The 23861-nt window shown below is 71.0% G+C and carries 23 protein-coding genes and 2 tRNA genes; 6 read left to right on the top strand and 19 right to left on the bottom strand.

Going from position 1 to position 23861, the window contains the following annotated elements:
• Positions 1-7: 7 nt before the first annotated feature.
• The 5 genes from IEY30_RS09585 to IEY30_RS09605 form a co-directional block, all read right to left on the bottom strand.
• The gene (locus IEY30_RS09585) at positions 8-463 is read right to left on the bottom strand and encodes a MaoC family dehydratase (protein WP_052358312.1); all 456 of its coding nucleotides are present in this window, start codon (positions 461-463) and stop codon (positions 8-10) included.
• Complete coding sequence (locus tag IEY30_RS09590) at positions 463-909, bottom strand: FAS1-like dehydratase domain-containing protein (RefSeq protein ID WP_030194075.1); 447 nt, start codon at positions 907-909, stop codon at positions 463-465. Before IEY30_RS09590 ends, IEY30_RS09585 begins: the two co-directional genes overlap by 1 nt.
• A gap of 131 nt (positions 910-1040) precedes the next feature.
• The gene (gene rpmG, locus IEY30_RS09595) at positions 1041-1211 is read right to left on the bottom strand and encodes a 50S ribosomal protein L33 (RefSeq protein ID WP_020143294.1); all 171 of its coding nucleotides are present in this window, start codon (positions 1209-1211) and stop codon (positions 1041-1043) included.
• Positions 1212-1381: 170 nt separating this feature from the next.
• Positions 1382-1458: transfer RNA gene (locus tag IEY30_RS09600), tRNA-Met, on the bottom strand.
• A gap of 61 nt (positions 1459-1519) precedes the next feature.
• A tRNA-Thr gene (locus IEY30_RS09605) sits at positions 1520-1592 on the bottom strand.
• Between the two features lie 269 nt (positions 1593-1861).
• On the opposite strand from IEY30_RS09605, the gene IEY30_RS09610 reads away from it, so the two are divergent.
• Complete coding sequence (locus IEY30_RS09610) at positions 1862-3031, top strand: AI-2E family transporter (RefSeq protein WP_081920331.1); 1170 nt, start codon at positions 1862-1864, stop codon at positions 3029-3031.
• Positions 3032-3056: 25 nt separating this feature from the next.
• Here the strand turns inward: IEY30_RS09610 and IEY30_RS09615 are convergent, their stop codons facing one another.
• Positions 3057-3950 (bottom strand): hypothetical protein, encoded by an 894-nt coding sequence (locus tag IEY30_RS09615; RefSeq protein WP_030194067.1) that lies wholly within the window; start codon positions 3948-3950, stop codon positions 3057-3059.
• A gap of 59 nt (positions 3951-4009) precedes the next feature.
• On the opposite strand from IEY30_RS09615, the gene IEY30_RS09620 reads away from it, so the two are divergent.
• On the top strand, positions 4010-4831 hold the full coding sequence (locus IEY30_RS09620) for an MBL fold metallo-hydrolase (RefSeq protein ID WP_030194065.1): 822 nt from the start codon (positions 4010-4012) through the stop codon (positions 4829-4831).
• A gap of 54 nt (positions 4832-4885) precedes the next feature.
• Here the strand turns inward: IEY30_RS09620 and IEY30_RS09625 are convergent, their stop codons facing one another.
• Entirely contained in the window at positions 4886-5089 is a 204-nt protein-coding gene (locus tag IEY30_RS09625; protein WP_030194062.1) for a hypervirulence associated TUDOR domain-containing protein, read from the bottom strand.
• A 109-nt stretch (positions 5090-5198) separates the two neighbouring features.
• On the opposite strand from IEY30_RS09625, the gene IEY30_RS09630 reads away from it, so the two are divergent.
• Together IEY30_RS09630 and IEY30_RS09635 are read left to right on the top strand one after the other, a co-directional pair.
• Positions 5199-5417, top strand: coding sequence for a hypothetical protein (locus tag IEY30_RS09630; RefSeq protein ID WP_030194060.1), 219 nt, complete (start codon positions 5199-5201; stop codon positions 5415-5417).
• Complete coding sequence (locus IEY30_RS09635) at positions 5417-6664, top strand: cupin domain-containing protein (protein ID WP_030194057.1); 1248 nt, start codon at positions 5417-5419, stop codon at positions 6662-6664. The genes IEY30_RS09630 and IEY30_RS09635 overlap by 1 nt, the downstream gene beginning before the upstream one ends.
• Before the next feature lie 156 nt (positions 6665-6820).
• Here the strand turns inward: IEY30_RS09635 and IEY30_RS09640 are convergent, their stop codons facing one another.
• Both IEY30_RS09640 and icmF read right to left on the bottom strand, forming a co-directional pair.
• Positions 6821-7576, bottom strand: coding sequence for a helical backbone metal receptor (locus tag IEY30_RS09640; protein ID WP_030194055.1), 756 nt, complete (start codon positions 7574-7576; stop codon positions 6821-6823).
• A gap of 76 nt (positions 7577-7652) precedes the next feature.
• On the bottom strand, positions 7653-10922 hold the full coding sequence (gene icmF / locus IEY30_RS09645; RefSeq protein WP_030194053.1) for a fused isobutyryl-CoA mutase/GTPase IcmF: 3270 nt from the start codon (positions 10920-10922) through the stop codon (positions 7653-7655).
• Positions 10923-10984: 62 nt separating this feature from the next.
• Here icmF and IEY30_RS09650 point away from each other — a divergent pair, with 62 nt between their 5' ends.
• The gene (locus IEY30_RS09650; RefSeq protein ID WP_081920330.1) at positions 10985-11581 is read left to right on the top strand and encodes a MarR family winged helix-turn-helix transcriptional regulator; all 597 of its coding nucleotides are present in this window, start codon (positions 10985-10987) and stop codon (positions 11579-11581) included.
• Between the two features lie 38 nt (positions 11582-11619).
• Here IEY30_RS09650 and IEY30_RS09655 read toward each other — a convergent pair whose 3' ends face one another.
• A complete protein-coding gene (locus IEY30_RS09655) occupies positions 11620-11814 on the bottom strand; it encodes a BldC family transcriptional regulator (protein WP_030194047.1) in 195 nt (64 codons plus the stop codon).
• A 198-nt stretch (positions 11815-12012) separates the two neighbouring features.
• Between IEY30_RS09655 and IEY30_RS09660 the strand changes: the two genes are divergently transcribed.
• On the top strand, positions 12013-12492 hold the full coding sequence (locus tag IEY30_RS09660; protein WP_052358311.1) for a MarR family winged helix-turn-helix transcriptional regulator: 480 nt from the start codon (positions 12013-12015) through the stop codon (positions 12490-12492).
• A 44-nt stretch (positions 12493-12536) separates the two neighbouring features.
• Here the strand turns inward: IEY30_RS09660 and IEY30_RS09665 are convergent, their stop codons facing one another.
• From IEY30_RS09665 to IEY30_RS09705, 9 genes are all read right to left on the bottom strand, one after another.
• Positions 12537-13781 (bottom strand): D-arabinono-1,4-lactone oxidase, encoded by a 1245-nt coding sequence (locus IEY30_RS09665; RefSeq protein ID WP_030194041.1) that lies wholly within the window; start codon positions 13779-13781, stop codon positions 12537-12539.
• Between the two features lie 36 nt (positions 13782-13817).
• A complete protein-coding gene (gene araA, locus IEY30_RS09670) occupies positions 13818-15332 on the bottom strand; it encodes an L-arabinose isomerase (protein WP_030194037.1) in 1515 nt (504 codons plus the stop codon).
• Complete coding sequence (locus tag IEY30_RS09675; RefSeq protein ID WP_229674924.1) at positions 15329-16009, bottom strand: L-ribulose-5-phosphate 4-epimerase; 681 nt, start codon at positions 16007-16009, stop codon at positions 15329-15331. Before IEY30_RS09675 ends, araA begins: the two co-directional genes overlap by 4 nt.
• A gap of 2 nt (positions 16010-16011) precedes the next feature.
• The gene (gene araB, locus IEY30_RS09680; RefSeq protein ID WP_052358310.1) at positions 16012-17766 is read right to left on the bottom strand and encodes a ribulokinase; all 1755 of its coding nucleotides are present in this window, start codon (positions 17764-17766) and stop codon (positions 16012-16014) included.
• Positions 17763-18803 carry a LacI family DNA-binding transcriptional regulator gene (locus IEY30_RS09685; RefSeq protein WP_229674925.1) on the bottom strand — a complete coding sequence of 347 codons (1041 nt, stop codon included), beginning with the start codon at positions 18801-18803 and terminating at the stop codon, positions 17763-17765. The genes araB and IEY30_RS09685 overlap by 4 nt, the downstream gene beginning before the upstream one ends.
• On the bottom strand, positions 18800-19813 hold the full coding sequence (gene yjfF, locus IEY30_RS09690; RefSeq protein ID WP_030194026.1) for a galactofuranose ABC transporter, permease protein YjfF: 1014 nt from the start codon (positions 19811-19813) through the stop codon (positions 18800-18802). The genes IEY30_RS09685 and yjfF overlap by 4 nt, the downstream gene beginning before the upstream one ends.
• Entirely contained in the window at positions 19810-20964 is a 1155-nt protein-coding gene (locus tag IEY30_RS09695; RefSeq protein ID WP_081920329.1) for an ABC transporter permease, read from the bottom strand. The genes yjfF and IEY30_RS09695 overlap by 4 nt, the downstream gene beginning before the upstream one ends.
• On the bottom strand, positions 20961-22565 hold the full coding sequence (locus IEY30_RS09700) for a sugar ABC transporter ATP-binding protein (protein ID WP_030194021.1): 1605 nt from the start codon (positions 22563-22565) through the stop codon (positions 20961-20963). The genes IEY30_RS09695 and IEY30_RS09700 overlap by 4 nt, the downstream gene beginning before the upstream one ends.
• Before the next feature lie 132 nt (positions 22566-22697).
• Complete coding sequence (locus IEY30_RS09705; protein ID WP_373286691.1) at positions 22698-23684, bottom strand: ABC transporter substrate-binding protein; 987 nt, start codon at positions 23682-23684, stop codon at positions 22698-22700.
• Between the last annotated feature and the right edge of the window lie 177 nt (positions 23685-23861).

Consider the following 23861-nt stretch of genomic DNA (forward strand, 5'->3'; position numbering starts at 1 on the left):
GGTCCGGTCAGTCCAGGAGGACGACGGCGAGGGCGCGGCCGAGGACCTTCTCGCCGCCCGCGGTCGCGGTCAGCTCGACGGTGACCCGCTTGGTCTCGGGGTCGGCGGCCTTGACGACGCCGGACACCTCGATGTCGGCTCCGGTCTCGTAGGGCACGACGACCGGCTTGGTGAAGCGCACGCCGTACTCGACGACGCGACCGGCGTCGCCGGCCCAGTCGGTGACGAGGGTGACGGCCGAGCCCATCGTGAACATGCCGTGGGCGATGACGTCGGGCAGCCCGACCTCCTTGGCGAACCGCTCGTCCCAGTGGATCCGGTTGCGGTCGAGCGAGGCCCCGGCGTATTGCACCAGGCGGGCGCGGTCGACGTGGACGGTGCGCGGAGGCAGGGCGTCGCCGACCGAGACGCTGTCGAAGGCGCGCACCTCGGTGGCTGCCGGGGTGCTGGACTGGGCGGACATCACTCGCCTCCTCGGATGACGATGGTCGACGTGGCCGTGCAGACGGCCTCGCCCTGCTCGGTGGCGAGCTCGGTGCGGGTGGTCACCATGGCGTGGCCGCCGGCCTCGCGGACGGTGTCGACGTGCAGGGTGCCGACGACGGCGTCACCGGCCGTGAGCGGCCGGTGGTGGGTGAAGCGCTGCTCGCCGTGGACGACCCGCGAGAAGTCGATGCCGGCCTCGGGGTCGCTGATCAGCTGCGCGTCGCACTGCTGGGCGATGAGCACCGCGAACGTCGGCGGCGCGATGACGTCGGCGTAGCCGCGCACGCGCGCCACCTCGGCGTCGACGTGCACCGGGTCGGACGAGCCGACCGCCTCGGCGAACTCGCGGATCTTGGCGACACTGACCCGATAGGTCTCGGTGGGCGGGTAGACCCGGCCCTGGAAGTCTGCGTTCACCGGCATACCGGCACCCTATCGACCGACGCCGACGCGGGCCCGCGCTGCCCACCACGGGTGGGCGCGACCGGCGCAGGGCCGGGAACGACGACGCTCCCCCGGCCACAGGCCGAGGGAGCATCGAGGTGGAGCTGGGTTCAGCGGGTCTCGCGGTGCTCCGTGTGCTTGCCGCACTTCGGGCAGAACTTGTTCATCGCGAGACGGTCGGGGTTGTTCCGACGGTTCTTCTTGGTGATGTAGTTGCGGTCCTTGCAGTCCACACACGCCATCGTGATCTTCGGACGGACGTCGCTGCTCTTGCTGGCCACGGCAACCTGCTCTTTCGGGAACGTACTTGGGTGTTCGGTCGTCTTGCGACGGGTGTCGCGCGGCGCGTCACGCGTTCCGGGCGGCATCCCCGGGGTGACACGCAGGCGCGACGTCCAAGGTTACGCGACACCCCGATGATTCCAAAAATCGAAGCGGATGCGCGCGGAAGTGGTAGCGGGAGCGGGGCTCGATCCCGCGACCTCACGATTATGAGTCGTGCGCTCTAACCAGCTGAGCTACCCCGCCATGGGCTGTCGTCCTCCGGCCCTGTCGCAACTGCGACACGGGCCGGAGACCGACCGACCAGAGCCCCAATAGGGAATCGAACCCTAGACCTTTTCCTTACCATGGAAACGCTCTGCCGACTGAGCTATTGGGGCACGGCCGACCCGGTGAAAACGTCTCGAGAACGCCTTCAGGTCGACCTGTTGTGCGACGGCGAGACTACACGTTCCGCGGCGCGGATACGAAATCGACCCCGATCCACGCGAGGTCCCGGTGTCGCGGCACGGCGGCTGGGAGGATCGGCCCATGAGCGAGTCGCCGTCGCCGGACGAGCAGGAGCGCCAACAGCCCGTCGGGGCTCCCCCCGGCCCGCACGGGGCCGCGGACGCCCGAGCCGTCCGGGGAACCCACTGCCGTCGTCGACGTGCGGGTCCGCTTCGACCGGCAGAGCGTGTGGCGCGCCGGCTGGACGCTCGTCGGTGTCGTGGCCCTCGCGGCCCTCGGCAAGTGGGTGCTCGACGACGGCGGCACCGTGATCTTCACCCTCGTCATGTCGATGCTCGCGGCCATCGCCATGGAGCCCGCGGTCGCCCGGCTGTCGCGGCGGATGCGGCGCGGTCTCGCGACGTTCATCGTGATGTTCGGCGTGATCCTCTTCTTCGTCGTCTTCCTCATCGCCTTCGGGCAGCTGCTCGCCGAGCAGCTCGGGACCCTCGTGCGCGCGGTGCCCGACCTGCTGCGACACGTCACGACATGGGCCGCCGAGCAGTTCGGGATGTCGCTCGACTACACGACGATCCTGGGGCAGCTCGGCATCGGCACGTCGGTGCTGACGTCGGCCGCGCAGAGCATCGCCGGCGGGCTGGTGGGTGCGCTGGCCACGGTGCTCGGGGCGGCCTTCAGCAGCCTGACGTTCGCCTTCTTCACCTTCTACCTCTCGGCCGACCAGCCGAGGCTGCGTCGCTGGGTCGCCCGCCTCGCGCCGCCCCACCGCCAGGAGATGCTGACGACCGCCTGGGAGCTGGCCATCATCAAGACGGGCGGCTACGTGTCGGCGCGGCTCGTCCTGGCCGCCATCTGCGGCGGGCTCTCGGCGGCGTTCATGCTCGTCATCGGCATGCCCTACTGGCTGGCACTCGGCATCTGGACCGGTGTCGTGGCGCAGTTCGTGCCGACGGTCGGGACCTACATCGCGATCGCCCTGCCCGTCTTCGTCGGGCTCGTCGGCCCCCAGCCGTGGCAGGGCGTGGCCATGCTCGCCTTCGCTCTCGTCTACCAGCAGGTCGAGAACCTCACCCTCGAGCCGCGGATCTCGGCTCAGGCGGTCAACGTCCATCCCGCGGTGTCGTTCGCCGCGGTGCTCTTCGGGGCCGCGCTCTTCGGGGTCGGCGGCGCGTTCGTCGCCGTCCCCGTGGCCGCCCTCCTGCTCGCGCTCTTCGAGATCTACTCCCGCACGTACGAGCTGACGCCGGAGCTCGCGGCGACCCAGCCCGGCGAGCGGCCCCCGTCTGACGAGACGGACGATTCGGAGGGCGCCGTGGCCTCGGGCCGCCGGCTCGCCGAGCGGGTGCGTCGACGGCTGCAGCGCGACTGACGATCCGGCCCCGCCCGCCCGTGCCTCAGTCGCCGGCGTCGTGGGCGTCGAGCGCCTTCCGGGCCGCCGCCTCCTCCTGCTCACGTCGATCGCGTATGCCGTGTGCCTCGTCGAGCTCGCCGGTCACCTTCTCGAGGCGGGCCCTCGCGGTCGCCAGCCGTCGTTCGAGGTCGGCGATGCCCTCGGTGACCTCCTCCTGACGGGCGGTCAGGACCGCGACCTGACGGTCGGCGGCCCTCAGCTCGGCACGGGCCGCGTCGACGGCCGACTGCAGCCGGGTCCGCTCGGCCGTGCGCCTGCTGCGGCGCCGCTCCTCGAGGTCGACCGGGTCACCGCCCCCGCCGGGGAGCACGGACAGGGACGGGCGCGAGGGCCCGTCGCCGTCACCCGCGTCGTCGGCGTCGCTGGCGTCGCCCAGGGCGACGACGTCCGCGACGTCGACGGAGCCGAACCCGGAGTAGCTGAGGGCCTTGACGAGTGCGCCGGTGAGGACCGAGGCCTCCGCGTCCTCGTCCGCGATGAGCGCCGTCAGGGTCTCGCGCACCTCCTGGGCGACACCCGCACCGAGCCGCTGTCCCTCCTCGGCAGCGACCTCGGCGATGCGGTCGGCGAGGGCGTCGACGCGCCTGGCCCGCTCCCGGCCGAGCACCCGGAGCTGGTCGGCGTCGAGGGTGCGCTGCGCCTCACGGAGCAGATCGGCGAAGGCGCGCAGCTCGTCGACCTCGTCGCCGTGCTCGCGGACGAAGTGGTTGACCGCCCACGCGGCCACCGTCGGCTTGCGCAGCGCGCCGATCGACGTGGCCAGGGACTTCTCTCCGGCGGCCCTGGCCTCCGCCACCAGCTCGGCACGCAGCGGCGTGAAGCGGGCGGGCGGGACGGCATACAGCTGCTCGACGGCGGCGCGCAGGTGCAGGATCACCCGTGCATCCTCCCGCAAACCCGCTGGTGCGGCCCGCTGCGGAGCGGCAGGCTGGGCAGGTGATCTGGATCTGTGCCACGTGCGCCGTGGAGACCGACGACCTGCCCACGCCTCCGGACGCCTGCGCCGTCTGCGAGGACGAGCGACAGTGGGTGCCTGCGGGCGGCCAGCGCTGGACGACGCTCGAGGAGCTGCGCGAGGCCGGGACCCGGATCACCGTCGAGCAGGTCGAGACGGACCTCTGGGGGCTGCGCGCCGACCCGGAGGTCGGCATCGGTCAGCAGACCATGGTCGTCCGGGTGCCCGAGGGCGTGCTGCTCTTCGACTGCGTCGGCTACGTCGACGACGAGGCTCTCGAGCTCGTGCGGTCGCTGGGACCGACGCTGGCCGTGGCCGCCAGCCACCCGCACATGTACGGCGTGCAGACCGAGTGGGCCCGGGCGCTCGGTGACGTGCCGGTGCTCGTGGCGGCCGCGGACGGTGAGTGGGTGCGCCGCCGCGACCCCCGCGTCGAGCTCTACGACGACCGCCGCGAGGTGGCGCCGGGCCTGACCCTGCACCGCGTCGGCGGGCACTTCCGCGGCCAGGCCGTGGTCGAGTGGACAGCCGGGGCGGATGGGCGCGGCGTGCTGCTCGCGGGCGACGCCGTCTTTCCCAACCCGGACCGTCGCTCGGTCAGCTTCATGAGGAGCTACCCGAATCGGATCCCCTTGTCGGGCAACGTGGTCCAGCGAATTGCCGGCCAGCTCGAGGGGCTGCACTTCGACCGTCTCTACAACAACTTCGGCGCCGTCGTGCCGGCGGACGCCAAGGCCGTGCTGCGCCGCTCGGCGGACCGCCACGCGGCGTGGACGCGCGGGGACTTCGACCACCTGACCTGACGCCACTGGGCCCCCTTGGACTCACCCGGCGCTCACCCGGCGCTCACCCGGCGCTCAACCGGCGTCGAGCGAGGACTCCTTGTGGGCCGCCTGGGCGCCGGTCTTGCTCGACTCGACGATCCAGTACGGCTCGTCGCCGGACGCGTTGAACTTCTGCCCGTCGAAGGTGAACTCCTTGACCCGCTTCTCCACGGCCTTGCCCGTGGTGCGGCCCTGGGACGTGTTCCAGTGGACGGTGTCGCCCTTGCTGATCGCCATGGACTGATCCCAACACGACACGGCGACCTGTGCCAGAGGCGGTGCCAGCGGGTAGGTCAACGGGGACGGCGTCGTCCGGCGCCGCTGCACACCCCGTGGAGGAGAAGCGATGAGCGACAACCCGCTGGACCCTGTGAGCGACCCGACGACCGAAGGGCCCGCCGACGGCGGCGCTGACACGAGCAGCCAGGACGGCGGCGCTGACGGCGGCGCCGACGCCTCGGGCACCGAAGGCACCGAGGGCCCCGCCGACGGCGGCGCCGACACGAGCAGCCACGACGGCGGCGCTGACGGCGGGGCCGGAGCGGACCCGACCAGCTCCATCTGATGTCCGCTGGCACGACGAGCCGAGCGTCCACCCCGACCGGTGGGCGCTCGGCGCTCGGGCGTCTGGTCCCCTTCGACGCCGACGAGTTCGCGCAGGAGCACTGGGCGCGCTCGCCCGTGGTGACGCGGGCCGCCGACCTGCCCGGCGACCTGCTCGAGCTGTTCGGTGAGGACTCCGTCGACGAGCTCGTCTCGCGGCGCGGCCTCCGGGCACCCTTCCTCCGGGTCGCGCAGGACGGTCGGACGCTCGGCGACCGCGAATTCACCCAGGGCGGCGGCGTCGGCGCGTCGGTCGCCGACCAGGTCAGCGACGACAAGCTGCTGCACCTCTTCACCGGCGGGGCGACCATCGTCCTGCAGGGGCTGCACCGCACCTGGGGACCGCTCGTCGACTTCACCCAGCAGCTCGCGGCGGAGCTCGGGCACCCCGTCCAGGCCAACGCCTACGTCACCCCGAGCCAGAACACCGGCTTCAGCGACCACTACGACGTCCACGACGTCTTCGTGCTGCAGATGGCCGGCGAGAAGCGTTGGCGCGTCAGGCCGCCCGTACGTCCCGCACCCCTGCGCAACGAGCCGTGGACCGACCACCGCGCCGAGGTCGAGGAGGCCTCGCAGCGCGCGCCCGAGCGCGAGTTCACCCTCGGGCCCGGCGACGTGCTCTACCTCCCCCGCGGCTGGATCCACTCGGCGACCGCCCTCGGCGGCGTCAGCACCCACCTGACCCTCGGGGTCCACGTCTGGACCCGCCGCCACGTCGCGGACGAGCTCGTCTCGATAGCCCTGGCGTCTATGAGCCGCGACGAGCGGGTGCGGGCCTCGCTCGACGTGGCACCGACCGGCTTCGACCACGACGCCCTCACCCCCGACGTCGAGCTCGTCCGGGCCGCGCTCGTGCGGGCACTGGGCGAGATCGAGCCGGCAGAGGTCGTCGACGCGCTCGAGCTGCGTGCCCGGGGCACGCAGCGGCCGTCGCCCATCGGACCTCTGGCGCAGGTGGCCGCTGCGGAATCACTGACGTCCGACACCCTGCTCACCCTGCGACCGCACGTCGCAGCCCGCCTGGTGCCTGCCGGCGACGGCTCGGCGACCCTGCGCAGCCGACTGGCCGACTTCCCCGTCGAGCGGCACCACGTCGGCACGTTCGTGGCCCTCATCGCTGACGGCGTGCTGCGCGCCGACATGGTGGGGCTGGACCTCGCCCGGCAGCTCATGCTCGCCGGCCTGCTCGTCGTCGCCGAGAACTGACAGCGGGCGGTCACACGCGGCCTCTCGACAGTTGAAGAGGGGCCACACGTGGCCTCTCGACGGTTGAAGAGGGGCCACACGTGGCCTCTCGACGGTTCAAGAGGGGCCACACGTGGCCTCTCGACGGTTGAAGGCCGCTGCTGCGTGGTGGGTCGGTCAGGGGGTGACTGCGGCGGTGAGGGCCGCTCGGGCGCCGACGAGGCTGGGGCCGTACCAGGTGAGCAGCCGGCCGCTGACGAGGGCCGTGCGCGCGTGAGCGAACGCCTCGGGCCCGTCGTCGGCCGTGAAGACGTAGGGCTCGTCGGGCAGCAGCACCGTGACGCCGTCCCGGTCGAGGTCGGACACCTCGACGTGCGGGTAGCGCTCGGCCGAGTCGGCGAGCACGTTGCGCCAGCCGAGCCGGGCAACGAGGTCGCCGGTGAACGTGTCGCGCCCGACGGCCATCCAGGGGTCGCGCCAGATCGCCACGGCGACATCGATGCTGGGCTCCGGCACCGGGCCACCCCACTCCGCCCGCGCGGACTCGAGCCACCCCGGAGTACCCAGCTGGAGGACCTCGGCGAACAGCCGCTCGAGCGAGTCGAGCGCAGCGGGCACCGTCTCGATGTCCGTCACCCAGACGGGTATGCCGTCGGCCCGCAGCCGCCTCACATCCAGCTCGCGGTTCTCCTCCTTGTTCGCGACGACGAGGTCGGGCCCCAGCGCCCGGATCGCAGCGAGGTCGGGGTTCTTCGTGCCCCGAACCCTGGGCACCGCAAGCCCGCTCGGGTGCGTGCACCAGTCCGTGGCCCCGACCAGCCGTTCCGGGCACGTGGTCGCCAGCGCCTCGGTGATCGACGGCACCAGCGACACGACCCGGCGGGGCGCGCTCGGGAGGGACACGGCATACGCAAGGTCGTCGTCCAGCGTCATCCGTAGAGCCAACCACGCGGGTCGTTCGAGGGCACTCGGGGGCGCAGGCCGCCCGCGGCCGTGAACCCCCGAGCGTTCAGACGTTGCGGCGGTACTGGCCGCCGACCTCGAAGAAGGCCTCGGTCACCTGCTGGAGCGAGCACACCCGCGCCGCCCGCATGAGGACGTCGAAGACGTTGCCTCCCTCGATCGCGACCGCCTTGAGCTCTTCGAGCGCCGCCGTCGCCTCGACCTCGTGCTCCTTGCGGAACGCGCGGACTCGCGACAGCTGGCCCTGCTTCTCCTCCTCGGTGCCGCGGGCGAGCACGACCTTGCGCGGCACCTCACCCTCGTGCGGGTTGCGGAAGGTGTTGACGCCGATGATCGGCAGGCTGCCGTCGTGCTTACGGTGCTCGTAGAGCATCGACTCGTCCTGGATGCGACCGCGCTGGTAGCCGGTCTCCATGGCGCCGAGCACGCCGCCGCGCTCGGTGATGCGGTCGAACTCCTTGAGCACCGCGGCCTCGACGAGGTCGGTGAGCTCGTCGATGACGAAGGAGCCCTGGAGCGGGTTCTCGTTCATCGCCAGGCCCCACTCGCGGTTGATGATGAGCTGGATGGCGAGCGCGCGACGCACCGACTCCTCCGACGGCGTGGTCACGGCCTCGTCGAAAGCGTTGGTGTGCAGAGAGTTCGCGTTGTCGTAGATCGCGATGAGCGCCTGCAGCGTCGTGCGGATGTCGTTGAAGTCCATCTCCTGCGCGTGGAGGCTGCGCCCCGACGTCTGCACGTGGTACTTCAGCTTCTGCGACCGCTCTCCCGCGCCGTAGCGCTCCTTCATCGCGACGGCCCAGATGCGACGGGCGACCCGGCCGAGCACGGAGTACTCGGGGTCCATGCCGTTGCTGAAGAAGAAGGACAGGTTGGGGGCGAAGTCGTCGACGGCCATGCCGCGCGCGAGGTAGCTCTCGACGTAGGTGAAGCCGTTGGCGAGGGTGAACGCGAGCTGGCTGATGGGGTTGGCCCCGGCCTCGGCGATGTGGTAGCCCGAGATCGACACGGAGTAGAAGTTGCGCACCTGGTGCTCGATGAACCACTCCTGGATGTCGGCCATCATCTTGAGCGAGAACTCGGTGCTGAAGATGCAGGTGTTCTGGCCCTGGTCCTCCTTGAGGATGTCGGCCTGCACCGTGCCGCGCACGTTGGCGAGGGCGTATGCCGCGAGCTCCTTGCGCTCGGCCTCGCCCGGCTCCCGGCCCTCCCGCGCCCGGAAGGCGTCGACCTGCTGGTCGATGGCGGTGTTGAGGAAGAAGGCGAGGATCGTCGGCGCGGGACCGTTGATCGTCATCGAGACCGACGTCGTGGGCGACACGAGGTCGAACCCGTCGTAGAGCGCCTTCATGTCGTCGAGCGTCGCGATCGAGACGCCCGAGGTGCCGACCTTGCCGTAGACGTCGGGGCGCGGGTCGGGGTCGCGACTGTAGAGGGTCACGGAGTCGAACGCCGTGGACAGGCGGGTGGCCGGCTGACCCTCCGAGAGCAGCTTGAAGCGGCGGTTGGTGCGGAAGGGGTCACCCTCGCCGGCGAACATGCGAGCGGGGTCCTCACCCTCGCGCTTGAACGGGAAGACGCCGGCCGTGAACGGGAAGTAGCCGGGGAGGTTCTCGCGGCGCAGGAAGCTGACGAGCTCGCCGTGGTCGCGGTAGCGCGGGAGGGAGACGCGCGGGATCTTGTTGCCCGACAACGACTCTCGAGTCAGGACGTTGCGGATCTCCTTGTCACGGATGCGCACGACCTGCTCGTCGCCGGAGTAGGACGCGACGACCGAGGGCCACGCGGACAGCGCGCCGGCGACCTCGGACGGGACGTCGGTGCGGGCCTCGTCGAGGAGGGCCTCGACGGCCTCGACCGCGCTCGCGGCGCTGCCGACCTCGTCGGCCGCTGCGGCAGAGGCGAGCTCGCCGCGCACGGACTCGAGGCGCTGCACGCGACTGGCCGCAGCGGCATACCGCTCCGTCGCCTCGTGGTAGCCGCGCACCGTGTCGCTGATATCGGCGAGGTAGCGCACGCGGGACGCGGGCACGATGGTCGCGATGCGCGTGGACTGCTTGGTGGCGACGTGCGGCAGGACGCCCTCACCGACGGGCATCCCCTTGTCGGACAAGAGGTCTCGCAGCTGCTGGTAGAGCGCGGTGACGCCGTCGTCGTTGAAGGTGGCGGCAGACGTGCCGTAGACGGGCATGTCGGCGGGCCCCTTGCCGAAGGCCTCGCGGTTGCGCACCATCTGGCGGCCGACGTCACGCAGGGCGTCCTCGGCGCCGCGCCGCTCGAACTTGTTGATGGCGACGACATCGGCGCGGTCGAGCATGTCGATCTTCTCGAGCTGGCTGCTGGCGCCGAACTCCGGCGTCATGACGTAGAGCGAGACGTCGGCGAAGTCGACGATGGCCGCGTCGCCCTGACCGATGCCGGGCGTCTCGAGGATGACGAGGTCGAAGCCGGCGGCGCGGACGATGTCGAGGACGTCGTCGAGGTGCGTCGGGACCTGGGAGCCGCCGCGCGTCGCGAGGCTGCGGAAGAATACGCGGTCGCCGTCGAGCGAGCTCATCCGGATGCGGTCGCCGAGCAGGGCGCCGCCACCGCGGCTGCGGGTGGGGTCGATGGCGAGGACGGCGACGCGGAGCTTGTCCTGCTGGTCGAGGCGCAGACGTCGGATCAGCTCGTCGGTGAGGCTCGACTTGCCCGAGCCTCCGGTGCCGGTGATGCCGAGGACGGGCACGCGACGGCGGCCTGCGGCCTCGCGGATGCGGGTCAGGGTCGGCTCGTCGAGGTCGCCCTCCTGGGCGCCGGTGATGGCCCGCGCGACGGCCGCGCGCTCTCCCGCGAGGACGGCCTCGACCGACGCGGCGGCGGTCTCCCAGGGGTCGAAGTCGCAGTCGGCGACGACGGTGTTGATCATGCCGGCGAGGCCGAGCCGCTGGCCGTCCTCGGGGCTGAAGATCGTGACGCCGGACTCGCGCAGCCGCGCGATCTCCTCGGGGACGATGACGCCGCCACCACCACCGACGACGCGGATGTGGCCGGCGCCGTTCTCCTTGAGCAGCTGCACGAGGTACTCGAAGTACTCGACGTGCCCACCCTGGTAGGAGCTGACCGCGACGCCCTGCACGTCCTCCTCGATCGCTGCGTCGACGACCTCCTGGACCGAGCGGTTGTGCCCGAGGTGGATGACCTCGGCGCCCTGCGTCTGCATGATGCGCCGCATGATGTTGATCGAGGCGTCGTGGCCGTCGAAGAGGCTGCTCGCGGTGACGAGCCGGACGTGGTGGGTCGGCTGGTGCAGGTCGCGCTGCGGTGCGTCAGACATGAGAAAATAGTAGGACTTCCTACTAATGGACGTCAACGCACCGGCGAACCTACGATGTCGCCATGAGTGCTCAGACCGACACGACCGCCGCTGCGGGCAGCCCGAGCGGCAGCGACGCCACGGGGCCGGTGGCCTCCGCCACCGGCGTGGGTTCGGGCGTCGGGTCGGGTCTCGGCTTCGACCCGATCGCCCGGGCCCGTGAGCAGTGGGTGGAGCAGGGCTGGGAGCCCGCCGCCGACGGCATGGCCGCCATCACCTCGCTCATGCGGGCGCACCAGATCGTCTTGGCCCGGGTCGAGGCGACCCTCAAGCCGCTCGGCGTCACCTTCGCGCGCTACGAGGTGCTCATGCTGCTGTGGTTCAGCCGGCGCGGGTCGCTGCCGATGAAGGTCATCGGCAGCCGCCTGCAGGTGCACCCGACGAGCGTCACCAACGCCGTCGACCGACTCGAGGACGCCGGCCTCGTGATGCGCCGGGCCCATCCGGAGGACCGGCGGGCCATGCTCGTGTCGCTGACCCCCTCGGGACGTGCGCTCGCCGAGCGGGCCACGACCGCGCTCAACACCGAGGTGTTCGAGCAGCCCGACCTCGACACGGAGGACGCGCAGTCGCTCGTCGACGTGCTGACCCGCCTGCGGCGCAGCGCCGGCGACTTCTGAGCGACCCCGGGGCCGCGAACGACGGTCCGCTCCGCCGGCTACTCGCCCTGGTGCTGGTCGAGCAGGGCCCAGATCTCGTTCTCGGGATAGCGGCGGTGCCCGCCGAGCGTGCGTCGGGCGTTGAGCTTGCCGGAACGGGCCCAGCGGCTGACCGTCTTGGGGTCGACGCGGAAGATCGTGGCAACCTCCGCCGGAGTCAGGAGTCTCTCGACCACTGCGTTGTCCGTGTCCATGTGAGCCGCCTTGCCGAACGCAGCGCTGGATGGAGGGGATTCTCGGACCCGGGGCTGGCTGCTCAACCCCGGGTCCGACGGATCTGCGGACCAGCCTCGCAGCGCGTCCGTGTTGCCGCTGTCCCTCACGGTACGGGCAGTTCGTTTGACAATCAAGCGATCAGCCCAGCGAGCGACCTGGGTCACTAGGTTGGTGGGATGAGCCCGTCCGCTGCTTCTCGTGATGCCGCGACCGCTGCCCTGCGCGAGCTGATCCTCGCCGGCGAGCGCTACCGAATCGCCGTTGCCACCCACCTCGACCTGACGGTCAACGAGAGTCGCGCCATCAGCCACCTGATGGCCCGCGGCCCCATGGGGCAGACGGATCTCGCGACCGCCCTGGGTCTGACGACGAGCTCGACCACGACGCTCGTCGACCGTCTCGAGCAGCGCGGCATGGTCGCCCGCGTGCCCGACCCGCACGACCGCCGCCGGAGCACTGTCGAGATCCCCGACTCGGGCGTGCGGCGCCTCAACGAGGTGCGGGACTGGATGCCGCACGCCTTCGACGCCCTGGGCTCGGACGAGCTGTCCCGCGTGGCCGAGCTGCTCGTCACGATCGCGGGGTCACTGCGCGACGTGACGAGCGACATCGAGGCGAACCAGCCCTCGACCCCGGGCCACCGCCGGCGCCACTGAGCGGCACCGCCCATCGGTCGAGCGCGCTGCGCGCTGCTCGTCAGTCAACCGAGCACGCGGTCGAGGAAGGCGTTGCCGAAGACGCGGTCGGGGTCGACACGCTCGCGCAGCGCCCGGAAGTCGGGCAGGCGCGGGTAGAGCGGCTCGAGCTCGCGCACCCCGGCGGTGAAGCACTTGCCCCAGTGCGGACGCGCCCCGAGCGGCAGCAGGGCCTCCTCGAGGACGGGCAGGACGGCATACACCCGCTCGGGGTCGAGCAGCCAGGTGAAGTGCAGGCCGAGCGCGTCGTGGCCGTAGGAGCTGCTCAGCCAGTGCCCGTCGGCCGCGACCGTGCGCAGCTCGCCCACCTGGAGCACGGGCGCGAGCCGGCCACCCAGGGCGCGCAGGCGCTCGACGGCGAGGAGGGCGTGCTCGCGCGGCACGAGGTACTCGCTCTGCAGCTCCGCGCCGCGACTCGGCGTGAACTCCATCCGGAAGTGCGGCAACCGGTCGAGCCAGGGTCCGGGGACGCCGCCCTGCTGCGTCACCGACTCCGTGGCACCGCCCTCGAGCATGTGCATCGTCGTCGTCGCACGCAGCGCGCCCCGGAGCTCGGCCGCGGCCTCGTCCGCGCGGCTCTTGAGCCACACCTGGTCGATGCCGGCGTCGCCCCAGTGGGTGAAGAGGCTGACGCTGTAGGCGCTGGCCAGGACGGTGTCGAGGCCTGCCGCGAGGTCGTCCCACGACAGGCCGGTCCAGACGTCCTGGCGCACGTCGTAGGTGGGCTCGACCTCGAGCGTCACCGCGGTGACCACACCGAGGGCCCCGAGGGACACGACGCTGCCCTCGAAGTCGGCGTCCCCGCGACTGACCGTGCGCACGTCGCCGTCCGGCCCGACGATGTCGAGGGAGGTGACGGCCGTTGCGAGAGAACCGTTCTCGACACCGGAGCCGTGGGTGCCGGTGGCGACGGCACCCGCTACCGAGATGTGCGGCAGCGAGGCGAGGTTGCCCAGCGCCCAACCGGCCGCGTGGAGCCGGGTCGCGACGTCGCCGTATGCGGCCCGGCCCGTCACGCGGGCGGTGCGGGCCGTGGTGTCGACCTCGACCGTCGTCGGCAGGTCGACGAGGGAGACGAGGACGCCGTCGTCGTTGTCGGTGATGTCGGTCAGGTCCGTGAAGCTGTGTCGCGACCCGAGCGCGCGCACGCGCGGCGCCGCCGCGACGACCTCCTGCAGGTGCTCCACCGAACGGACCCTCTCGATGCGTGCTCGGTAGGTGTGGCTGCCCGCCCAGTTCGTCTCCGCCATCGGGTCAGTCTGCCCTCCGGTGGACCGGTCCCGCCGTCACAGGCGCGCGGCGAGACGGTGGTAGGCCGCGCTCCAGCGCAGCTCCTGGCGCAGGCTCTCGGGGGTGGTGCCGGCGTCGATGACGACGAGCTCGGTCGAGATCATCTCGGCCAGGTCGCGGAACTCGTCGGTGCCGATGGCGGTCGACAGGACCGTGTGGTGCGGGCCGCCCGCGAGCAGCCACGACTCGGCCGAGGTCGTAAGGGTCGGCTTGGGCTCCCATACGGCGCACGCGACGGGCAGTCGCGGCAGCTCCTCGTCGGGCTCGACGACGTCGATCTCGTTGAGGGTCAGTCGGAACCGGCCGCCGAGGTCGCTCATGCCGACGACGACACCGGGGCCGGGGGCGGCCGTGAACTTCAGGCGCACGGGGTCCTCACGTCCGCCGATGCTGAGCGGGTGGATCTCGAGGCTCGGCTGCCGACCGGCGATGGACGGGCAGACCTCGAGCATGTGCGCCCCGAGGATCTTCTCCTCCCCCGGCACCAGGTGGTACGTGTAGTCCTCCATGAAGCTCGTGCCGCCGGGCCGGCCCTGCGCCATGGCCTTCGCCGTGCGCAGCAGCACCGAGGTCTTCCAGTCGCCCTCGCCGCCGAAGCCGTAGCCGTCGGCCATGAGCCGCTGGACGGCGAGGCCAGGCAGCTGGCGCAGGCCGCCGAGGTCCTCGAAGTTGGTCGTGAACGCCCGGAACCCGCCGTCGGAGAGGAAGGTCCGCAGACCGGCCTCGATGCGCGCGCCGTAGCGCAGCGACGCGTGACGGTCACCGCCGCGGCGCAGCTCGGGCACGACGGCATAGGCCTGCTCGTACTCCGCGACGAGAGTGTCGACCTCGGCGTCGGAGACGGCGTCGACGACCTCGACCAGCTCGCCCACGCCGTAGGTGTTGACCGAGACCCCGAAGCGCAGCTGGGCCTCGACCTTGTCGCCCTCGGTCACCGCGACGTCGCGCATGTTGTCGCCGAAGCGGGCCAGCCGCAGGGTTCTCAGCTCCGAGACGCCGGCGGCGGCCCGGCCCCATGTGCCGATGCGCTCGAGGACCGCGGGGTTGCTCACGTGGCCGGCGACCACCTTGCGCGCGATGCCGAGTCGCGCTCCGACGAAAGCGAACTCGCGATCGCCGTGCGCGGCCTGGTTGAGGTTCATGAAGTCCATGTCGATGCTCGACCACGGAAGCTCAGCGCCGGCCTGGGTGTGCAGGTGCAGCATCGGCTTGCGGAGGGCGTCGAGCCCGGTGATCCACATCTTCGCCGGGGAGAAGGTGTGCATCCACGTGATGACGCCGATGCAGTCGGAGCTTGCGTTGGCCTCGAGGATCGCGGCGTGGATCGCGGCCGAGTCGGCGAGGATCGGCTTCCACACGACCCGGGCGGGCAGCACGCCGCTCGCGTCGATCTCCTTGGCGATGGTCTGGGACTGGTCGGCCACCTGACGCAGGGTCTCCTCGCCGTAGAGGTGCTGGCTGCCGGTGAGGAACCAGACCTCGCGCTGCTCGGGAGTGGGGCTAGTGGTCATCGGTTGTCCTTCTGTCCGTAGACGTTCTGGTAGCGGTCGAAGAGCGAGTCGACGTCGGTGGGCTCGATGCGGATGGGCTCGCCGAGCTGGCGGGCGATGTGGACGGTGCGGGCGACGTCCTCGCACATGACTGCCGCCTTGACGGCCGAGCGTGCGTCCTTGCCGATGGTGAAGACGCCGTGCTGCTTCATGAGGACGGCGGCCGAGCGAGAGGCGGTCAGGGTCTCGACGATGCCGCGCCCGATCGAGTCATCGCCGATGAGAGCGAATGGGCCGACGGGGATCTCGCCCCCGAACTCGTCGGCCTGCATCGTCAGGGCGCACGGGATCGCCTCGCCCCGGCTGGCCCACGCCGTCGCATACGTCGAGTGCGTGTGCACGACGCCCCCGACGTGGGGCATCTGCCGGTAGACGTAGGCCTGGGCGTCGGTGTCGGAGGACGGCGCGTGTTCGCCCTCGAGGACGCGGCCGTGCAGGTCGCAGAGCACCATGTTCTCGGGCGTCAGGTCGTCGTAGGACACCCCGCTCGGCTTGATGACCATGAGGTCGCGATCCGGCACGCGGGCCGAGACGTTGCCGGCTGTCCAGATCACGAGCTGGTAGCGGGTCAGCTCGGCATGAAGCGCGCAGACCTCGTGACGCAGGGAGGTGATGGTTGCGTTCACATCGGTGGACAAGCTCACGCAGCCTCACCGCCTGCACTGGCCTCCTGGCCAGTCGTCGGGACCGGCTCGGCAGGGTGTGACTTGGCGGCGATCGCCTTGCGGCGCAGTGCTTTCAGTCGCCTCATGACGTCGTTGCCCCGGCGGCCGAAGTGGTCGTGCAGGCGGACGTACTCCTCGAAGAGCGGGTCGTATGCCGCTGCGTCGGCCTCGTCGGGCACGTACGCCGCGCGCTCGACCCGTCCCATGCGGCCCGCTGCCGTGGCCACGTCGGGGTAGGCACCGGCCGCGACGGCGGCGTGGATCGCGGAGCCCAGGGCCGGGCCCTGCGCCGACCCGATGACCGACAGCGGCATGCGGGTCACGTCGGCGTAGATCTGCATGAGCAGGCGGTTCTTCGCCAGACCACCCGCGATGACGAGCTCGGTCACCGGCACGCCGGCGTCGCGGAAGGCCTCGAGGATGACGCGTGTGCCGAAGGCCGTCGACTCGAGCAGCGCGCGGTAGGTGTCCTCCGGCCGCGTGGCGAGGGTCTGGCCCACGACGAGCCCGGACAGCTCGTGGTCGACAAGCATCGAGCGGTTGCCGCTGTGCCAGTCGAGCGCGACGAGTCCGTGCTCTGCGACCGCTTGCGCGCTCGCCCTCTCGGTGAGCAGCTCGTGCACCGACAGGCCGCGCCGCTCTGCCTCGGCCGCATAGTCGGCCGGCACCGCAGTCCGGGTGAACCAGCCGAAGATGTCGCCGACGCCCGACTGCCCGGCCTCGTAGCCGTAGAGGCCCGCCACGATGCCGCCGTCGACCACGCCGCACATGCCCGGCACCTCACGCAACACGTCACTGCTCATGACGTGACACGTCGAGGTGCCCATGATCGCCACCATCTGACCCGGCGCGGTGGCCTGCGCCGCGGGTGCCGTGACGTGCGCGTCGACGTTGCCGACGGCGACGGCGATGCCCTCTCGGAGTCCCGTCCATGCCGCAGCCTCGGCGGTCAGCGTGCCTGCGACAGATCCGAGCTCGCCGATCTGGTGGTCGAGCTTGTCGTCGACGAACGACGCGAAGGAGGGGTTGAGGGCGGCGAGGAAGTCGCGCGAGGGGTAGGCGCCGTCCTGCCGGATGCCCTTGTAGCCGGCCGTGCACGCGTTGCGCACGTAGGCGCCGCACAGCTGCCACACGATCCAGTCGGCCGCCTCGACCCACCGCGCCGTCGCGGCATACACCTCAGGGTCCTCCTCGAGCACCTGCAGCGCCTTGGCGAACTCCCACTCCGAGCTGATGAGGCCGCCGTAGCGAGCCAGCCATGACTCGCCTCGCTCGGCGGCGAGTGCGTTGATCCGGTCCGCCTGGCCCTGCGCCGCGTGGTGTCGCCACAGCTTCACCCAGGCGTGGGGGCGCTGCTCCCAGCCGGGCACCTCGCACAGGGGCACCCCCTCGGCGCTCGTCGGCAGGACGGTGCAGGCCGTGAAGTCGGTGGCGATGCCGATGACGTCGGCCGGGTCGATGCCGGCTGCCGCCACCGCCGCCGGCACCGCGTGGCGGAGCACGTCCCGGTAGTCCTGCGGCACCTGGAGCGCCCACTCCGGCGGCAGTGACGCGCCTCCGTCGACCGGGACGTGGTCGGTCACGACGGCGTGGGCGTAATCGTGCACCGCCGAACCGAGCTCGGCGCCGTCGGACACCCGGACGACGAGGGCTCTCCCCGAGAGAGTCCCGTAGTCGACGCCGACGACGTACTGCGGGGTGTGGGCGGCGGCGGTGGCGGCCTCGGTCATGTGGCTCTGCTCCTGGTCTGGCCGGGCGGCGCGGTGCTCGCCCGGACGATGAGTTCGGGGTCGATGAGGCTGGGGACCTGGTCCGTGTCAGCCGTGTCACCGGAGATCGCCGCGGTCAGCATCGCGATCGCCTCGCGGCCGATGGCGGCGAAGTCCTGGCGCACGGTCGTCAGCGGTGGGATGAGATAGGCGGCCTCGGGGACGTCGTCGAAGCCGACGACGCTGACGTCGTCGGGAACCGACCGGCCCGCCTCGTGGAGGGCACGCAGCACACCGATGGCCATCTGGTCGTTCGCCGCGAAGACGGCTGTCACGTCGGCGTTCTCGGCAAGAGCCAGGCCTGCGCGATACCCGCTCTCGGCAGACCAGTCGCCAGGGACGGGTTCCATCGGCCGGTGCCCAGCGGTCACCATCTCGGTGCGCCAGCCGTCGAGCCGCGCACGGGACTCCGCCCAGTCCAGCGGGCCGGTCACGTGGGCCACCTCGACGTGACCGAGGTCAAGGAGATGACGCGTCGCGAGACGCGCACCGGCGACGTTGTCGACGCCGACGGTGCGACGCGCGCGGGTCAGATCACCCTCGACGATGACGAAGGGCAGCCGCGCGCTGCGCGAGCGCGCGACCTCGAGCGCCTCGTCGTGGCCGGCGATGACGACGATCCCCTCGACGGCCAGGCGGTCGAGGTGGTCGACGGCCGCGTCGAAGCCCTCGCGCGTCATCTCGGCGAGCGAGACCGACGAGGCGAAGAAGCCGGCCTCGCGCGCGGCGGTGTTGACCGTGCGGTGCACACTCGTCGGACCGAACAGCGTCGAGGCGGTCGTGATGATCCCGATCGTCGCCGACCGTCCGCGCACGAGGGTGCGCGCCGCCGTGTTGGGGCGGTAGCCGAGGCGTTCGATCGCCTGGAGCACGCGGTCGCGTGTCTCGGGACGGATGCTGGAGGCGCCGTTGATGACGCGCGAGACCGTCTGGTGCGAGACGCCGGCCAGCCGGGCTACGTCCTGCATCACGGGGGCGCGTGACGCGGTGTCGCTCACGCGTTCCTCCTCGTGAACAGCCTCTGCATCACGATGAAGAGCAGCAGCAGGGTTCCGATCGCGATCTTTGTCCACCATGAGCTCAGCGTGCCTTGGAAGGAGATCAGCGTCTGGATGACACCCAGGACGAGCACCCCGAGAAGCGATCCGAGGACGTAGCCGACCCCGCCGGAGAGCAGCGTGCCGCCGATGACGACCGAGGCGATCGCGTCGAGCTCCATCCCCACGGCGTGCAGCCCGTAGCCCGAGAGCATGTAGACGGAGAAGAGCAGCCCCGCGATCGAGGCGCACAGCCCACTGATGGCATATGCCATGACCTTGACGCGCGCGACCGGCAGCCCCATGAGGGTGGCCGAGCTCTCGCTGCCGCCGATGGCGTAGATGGTGCGGCCGAAGCGCGTGCGGTGGAGCACCCAGGCGGCGACCGCGACGATGACCAGCGCGATGACGACGCTCCACGTGATGGTGACGCCGCCGGGCAGGTCGATGGTCCCGGTGGCGAGGGCCCGGAAGAAGGGGTCCTTGATGGAGATGGACTCGACACCGATGACGAAGCAGAGGCCGCGGGCCAGGAACATGCCCGCGAGCGTGACGATGAACGGCTGCAGCTCGAAGTGGTGGATGACGAGTCCCATGACGACGCCGAGTCCGGTCCCGACCGCCAGGACGAGCAGGATGACGACGGGTGCCGGGAGTCCGGCGCGCAAGGTGGCAGCCGCGACCATCGTCGACAGGGCGACGACGGCGCCCACCGACAGGTCGATGCCGCCGGTGAGGATGACGAAGGTCATGCCGACGGCCAGGACGATGAGGAAGGCGTTGTCGATGAACAGGTTGGCGAAGACCTGTCCCGACGTGAAGCCCTCGTAACGCACCGAGCCCACGCCGAAGAGCAGGACGAAGAGCACGAAGGTCGAGACGACGGGCAGGACGCGACCCGGGACGACCGGGCGGCGCCGGGAGGACTGCTCCGGGAGCGTGTCCGGCCGGGTGGGGACGGTCGTGGTCATGACTGGGCCACCTTCTGCTTCGGAGCGGTTGCGTCGTGGGCGACCGGCTCGGTCCCGAAGGTCGCGTCCGACGCCCTGGGTCGGGTCGGCGGCGTGGTCTCGGCCGTCGCCGGGGGGCGCCGCCGGCGCGTGAAGCGCTCGCGGACCTTCGGGGCCTGGAGCAGGCACACCGCGATGACGACGACCGCCTTGAAGACGAGCGTCACCTCGGGGGCGATGCCCATCGAGTAGACCGTCGTCGTCAGCGTCTGGATGATGAGCGCACCGACCAGCGTGCCGGAGAGCGAGTACTTGCCGCCCGCGAGCGAGGACCCACCGATGACGACGGCGAGGATGGCGTCCATCTCGATCCACAGCCCGGCGTTGTTGGCGTCGGCGGCGCTGACGTTGGAGCTGATCATCAGGCCGGCGACACCCGCACAGAGAGCCGCGAAGACGTAGACGGTCCAGATGATCGTGCGCGAGCGCAGACCGGCGAGGCGGCTCGCCTCGGGGTTGATGCCGACGGACTCGATGAGCAGTCCGAGTGCCGTGCGGCGGGTCACCAGGGCGACGGCGGCGAGCGCGGCGAGGGCGATGAGGATGGAGATCGGGAAGAGCAGGAAGCCGGCGCCGATCTCGGCGAAGAAGTCGTTGCGCACCGTGATGATCTGACCGTCGGTCACGAGCATGGCGATGCCCCGGCCGGCGGTCATGAGCACGAGCGTGGCGATGATCGGTTGGATGCCGAGCAGGGCGACGAGGAAGCCGTTCCAGAGCCCGAGCACGAGGCAGAGCACGAGGGCGAGGGCGATCCCCTTGAGGGCCGCTGCCGGACTCGTCGGGTCGGCGGACCCGAGGATCGTCGTGCACGCGACCGCTCCGGAGATCGCCGCCACGGCTCCGACCGAGAGGTCGATGCCACGCGTCGCGATGACGAGGGTCATGCCGAGGGCGATGAGCAGCGTCGGTGCGCCGTTCTTGAGGATGTCGACGAGGCTGCCGTAGAGGTGGCCGTCCTGCAGTCGGACCTCGACGAAGCCGGGGTTGCGCACGGCGTTGGCGAGGACGAGTGCCACGAGCGCCACGAGGGGCCAGAGCAGCCGGCTGCCCCGCGCCCTCTCGAGCAGTCCCGGGCCGTGGGTGGTCGGGGCCGCCTGGGCGCTGGTCATGACGCCACCTGCTCGGTCCGCACGTCACCGTCGGCGGTGGCGATGAGCGCCATGATCTCGTCGACCGACGCCGAGCCGTCGAGCTCGGCGACCTTGGCACGGTCCTTGAGGACGACGACCCGGTGCGCGAGCCGCGCGACCTCCTCGAGCTCGGCCGAGATGTAGACGACGGCCATGCCCTCGGCGGCGAGCTCGGCCACGAGCTTCTGGATCTGGGCCTTGGCGCCGATGTCGATGCCGCGGGTCGGCTCGTCGAGGATGAGCAGCCGGGGCCGGGTCACGAGCCACCGCGCGAGCAGCACCTTCTGCTGGTTGCCGCCCGACAGCTTGCCGACGAGAGCGTCGGGGTTCTTCGGACGGATGTCGAGAGCCGTCATCCACTTCTCGACGAGCTCGTCCTTGGTGCGCCTCGGGATCGGCCGCGCCCACCCACGGGCCGCCTGCATGGCGAGCACGAGGTTGTCGCGGATGCTGAGGTCGGCGAGGATCCCCTCCCCCTTGCGGTCCTCGGAGCAGAAGGCGATGCCGGAGGCGATGGCGGACCGGGGGGTGCGGAGGCTGACCACGCGGCCGTCGACGCGCACCTCGCCGGAGTCGGCGCGGTCGGCGCCGAACAGCAGGCGGGCGAGCTCCGTGCGACCGCTGCCCAGCAGCCCGGCCAGACCGACGACCTCGCCGGCGGCGATGCGCAGGTCGAACGGAGCGATCGAGCCCCGCCGGCCCAGGCCGGTGGCCTCGAGCAGGGGGGCACGGTCGCCGCCCCCCGTGACCTCGGCTGCGTCGGCGGCGTCTGCTGCCAGCCGCTCGACCTCCTCGAGGACCCCGAGCTCGCGACCGATCATCGCCGAGACGAGCTGGAGCCGGGTCAGGTCACGCGTCAGGTGCTCGCCCACGAGCCGTCCGTTGCGCAGGACCGTCATCCGGTCGGCGATCTCGTAGACCTGCTCGAGGAAGTGCGAGACGAACAGGATCGCGACGCCCTCGTCGCGCAGGTGGCGCATGATGCGGAAGAGCTCGGCGACCTCGTCCTGGTCGAGGCTCGAAGTCGGCTCGTCGAGGATGAGGACCTGGGCGTCGACGGCGACGGCGCGCGCGATCGCGACGAGCTGCTGGATGGCGATGGGGTGCTCGGCCAGGATCGAGCCCGGGTCGATGTCCAGGCCCATCCGGCGGAGCAGCTCCGCGGCTCGCGACCGGGTCGCGCCCATGTCGATCGAGCCGAGACGCCGGGGCTCACGCCCGAGGAGGATGTTCTCCGCGACCGACAGGTTGGGGCACAGGTTGACCTCCTGGTAGACCGTGCTGACACCGGAGGCCTGCGCCTCGGCGGGGCCTGAGAAGGCGATCCGCTCGCCCCGCAGCTCGGTGGTCCCGGCCGTGGCCGTGTAGACCCCGGTCAGCACCTTGATCAGGGTCGACTTGCCGGCGCCGTTCTCGCCCATGAGCGCGTGCACCTCACCGGGGAAGAGCCGGAAGTCGACGTCCTCCAGCGCCCGGACCCCGGGGAACTCCATCGTGATCGCCTGCATGGCGACCACCGGGTCACCGCTGACGCCGGGTCTGCCCGCGGGGGCGACCGTCGTGCTCGACGTGTCGGTCATGACGTCCTGTCCTTCGCTTCCGAGTGTGGGGTGGGACGACCCCCGCCACCACACCCGGAGGGTGGCGGGGGCCGTCGATCAGTGAGACGGGCGGTCCGGCGTGTGGACCGCTGTGCGCCTCGGCGGGAGGGCTCAGTACTTGCGCTGCGGGAGCGCGGCCTTGGCCTGCTCCTGCGTGAAGGCGGTCTCCTCCGTGACGACGCGCTCAGGCACCGACTCGCCGGCGACGACCTTCTTGGCGAGGTCCATGAGCTGGTCACCGAGGAGCGGGCTGCACTCGACGATGTAGTTGATCTTGCCGTCGGCCAGGGCCTGCATGCCGTCGTGCACCGCGTCGACCGTGATGATCTTGATGTCCTTGCCCGGCACCTTGCCGGCGGCCTCGATGGCCTCGATGGCGCCGAGACCCATGTCGTCGTTGTGGGCGTAGACGACATCGATCTTCGGGTTGGACTTCAGGAACGCCTCCATGACCTGCTTGCCGCCCGATCGGGTGAAGTCACCGGTCTGGGAAGCGATGACCTTGATCTGCGGAGCCGCCTTGATCGCCTCGGCGAAGCCCTCCTTGCGGTCGATCGCCGGAGCGGCGCCCGTCGTGCCCTGCAGCTCGACGACGTCGACCTCGCTCTTGCCCTGGCTGTCCTTGACGAGCCAGTCGCCGGCCTTCTTGCCCTCGGCGATGAAGTCGGAGCCGAGGAAGGTCTTGTAGAGCGTCTTGTCCTCGGAGTCGACCGCCCGGTCGGTCAAAATGACGGGGATGTTGGCGCGCTTGGCCTCGAGCAGGACGGTGTCCCAGCCGGTCTCGACGACCGGACTGAAGGCGATGACGTCGACCTTCTGCTGGATGTAGCTGCGGATCGCCTTGATCTGGTTCTCCTGCTTCTGCTGCGCGTCGGAGAACTTCAGCTCGACGCCGGCGCTCTTGGCCGACTCCTGGACGCTCTTGGTGTTCGCGGTGCGCCAGCCGCTCTCGGCGCCCACCTGGGAGAACCCCATGACGATCGCCTTGCCGCCCGCGGCGCCACCTGATGCGCCGGGCGTGGCGGCGCTGCTGCTGCCGCACGCGGACAGGGCCACGAGCGCCACGGCACTGACGGCCACCGGAAGGATCTTGTTCAGCACTGGACTTCCTCCATGTTCTCGGACGCCGTCGTTGGCGCCGTGATGCGGCCGATCTCCTCGTCCGCCGTGACCGTCAGGTCACTTGAGGCAAGAGTGTGAGCGTTAACATCGCACCCCGTCAACCCCCGGACCGAATCTTTCTCGAAGGCTTGACCGTCATGGGCGAAGTGCTAT

The organism is Terrabacter tumescens (genome assembly GCF_014646815.1).
Taxonomy (GTDB): Bacteria; Actinomycetota; Actinomycetes; order Actinomycetales; family Dermatophilaceae; genus Terrabacter; species Terrabacter tumescens.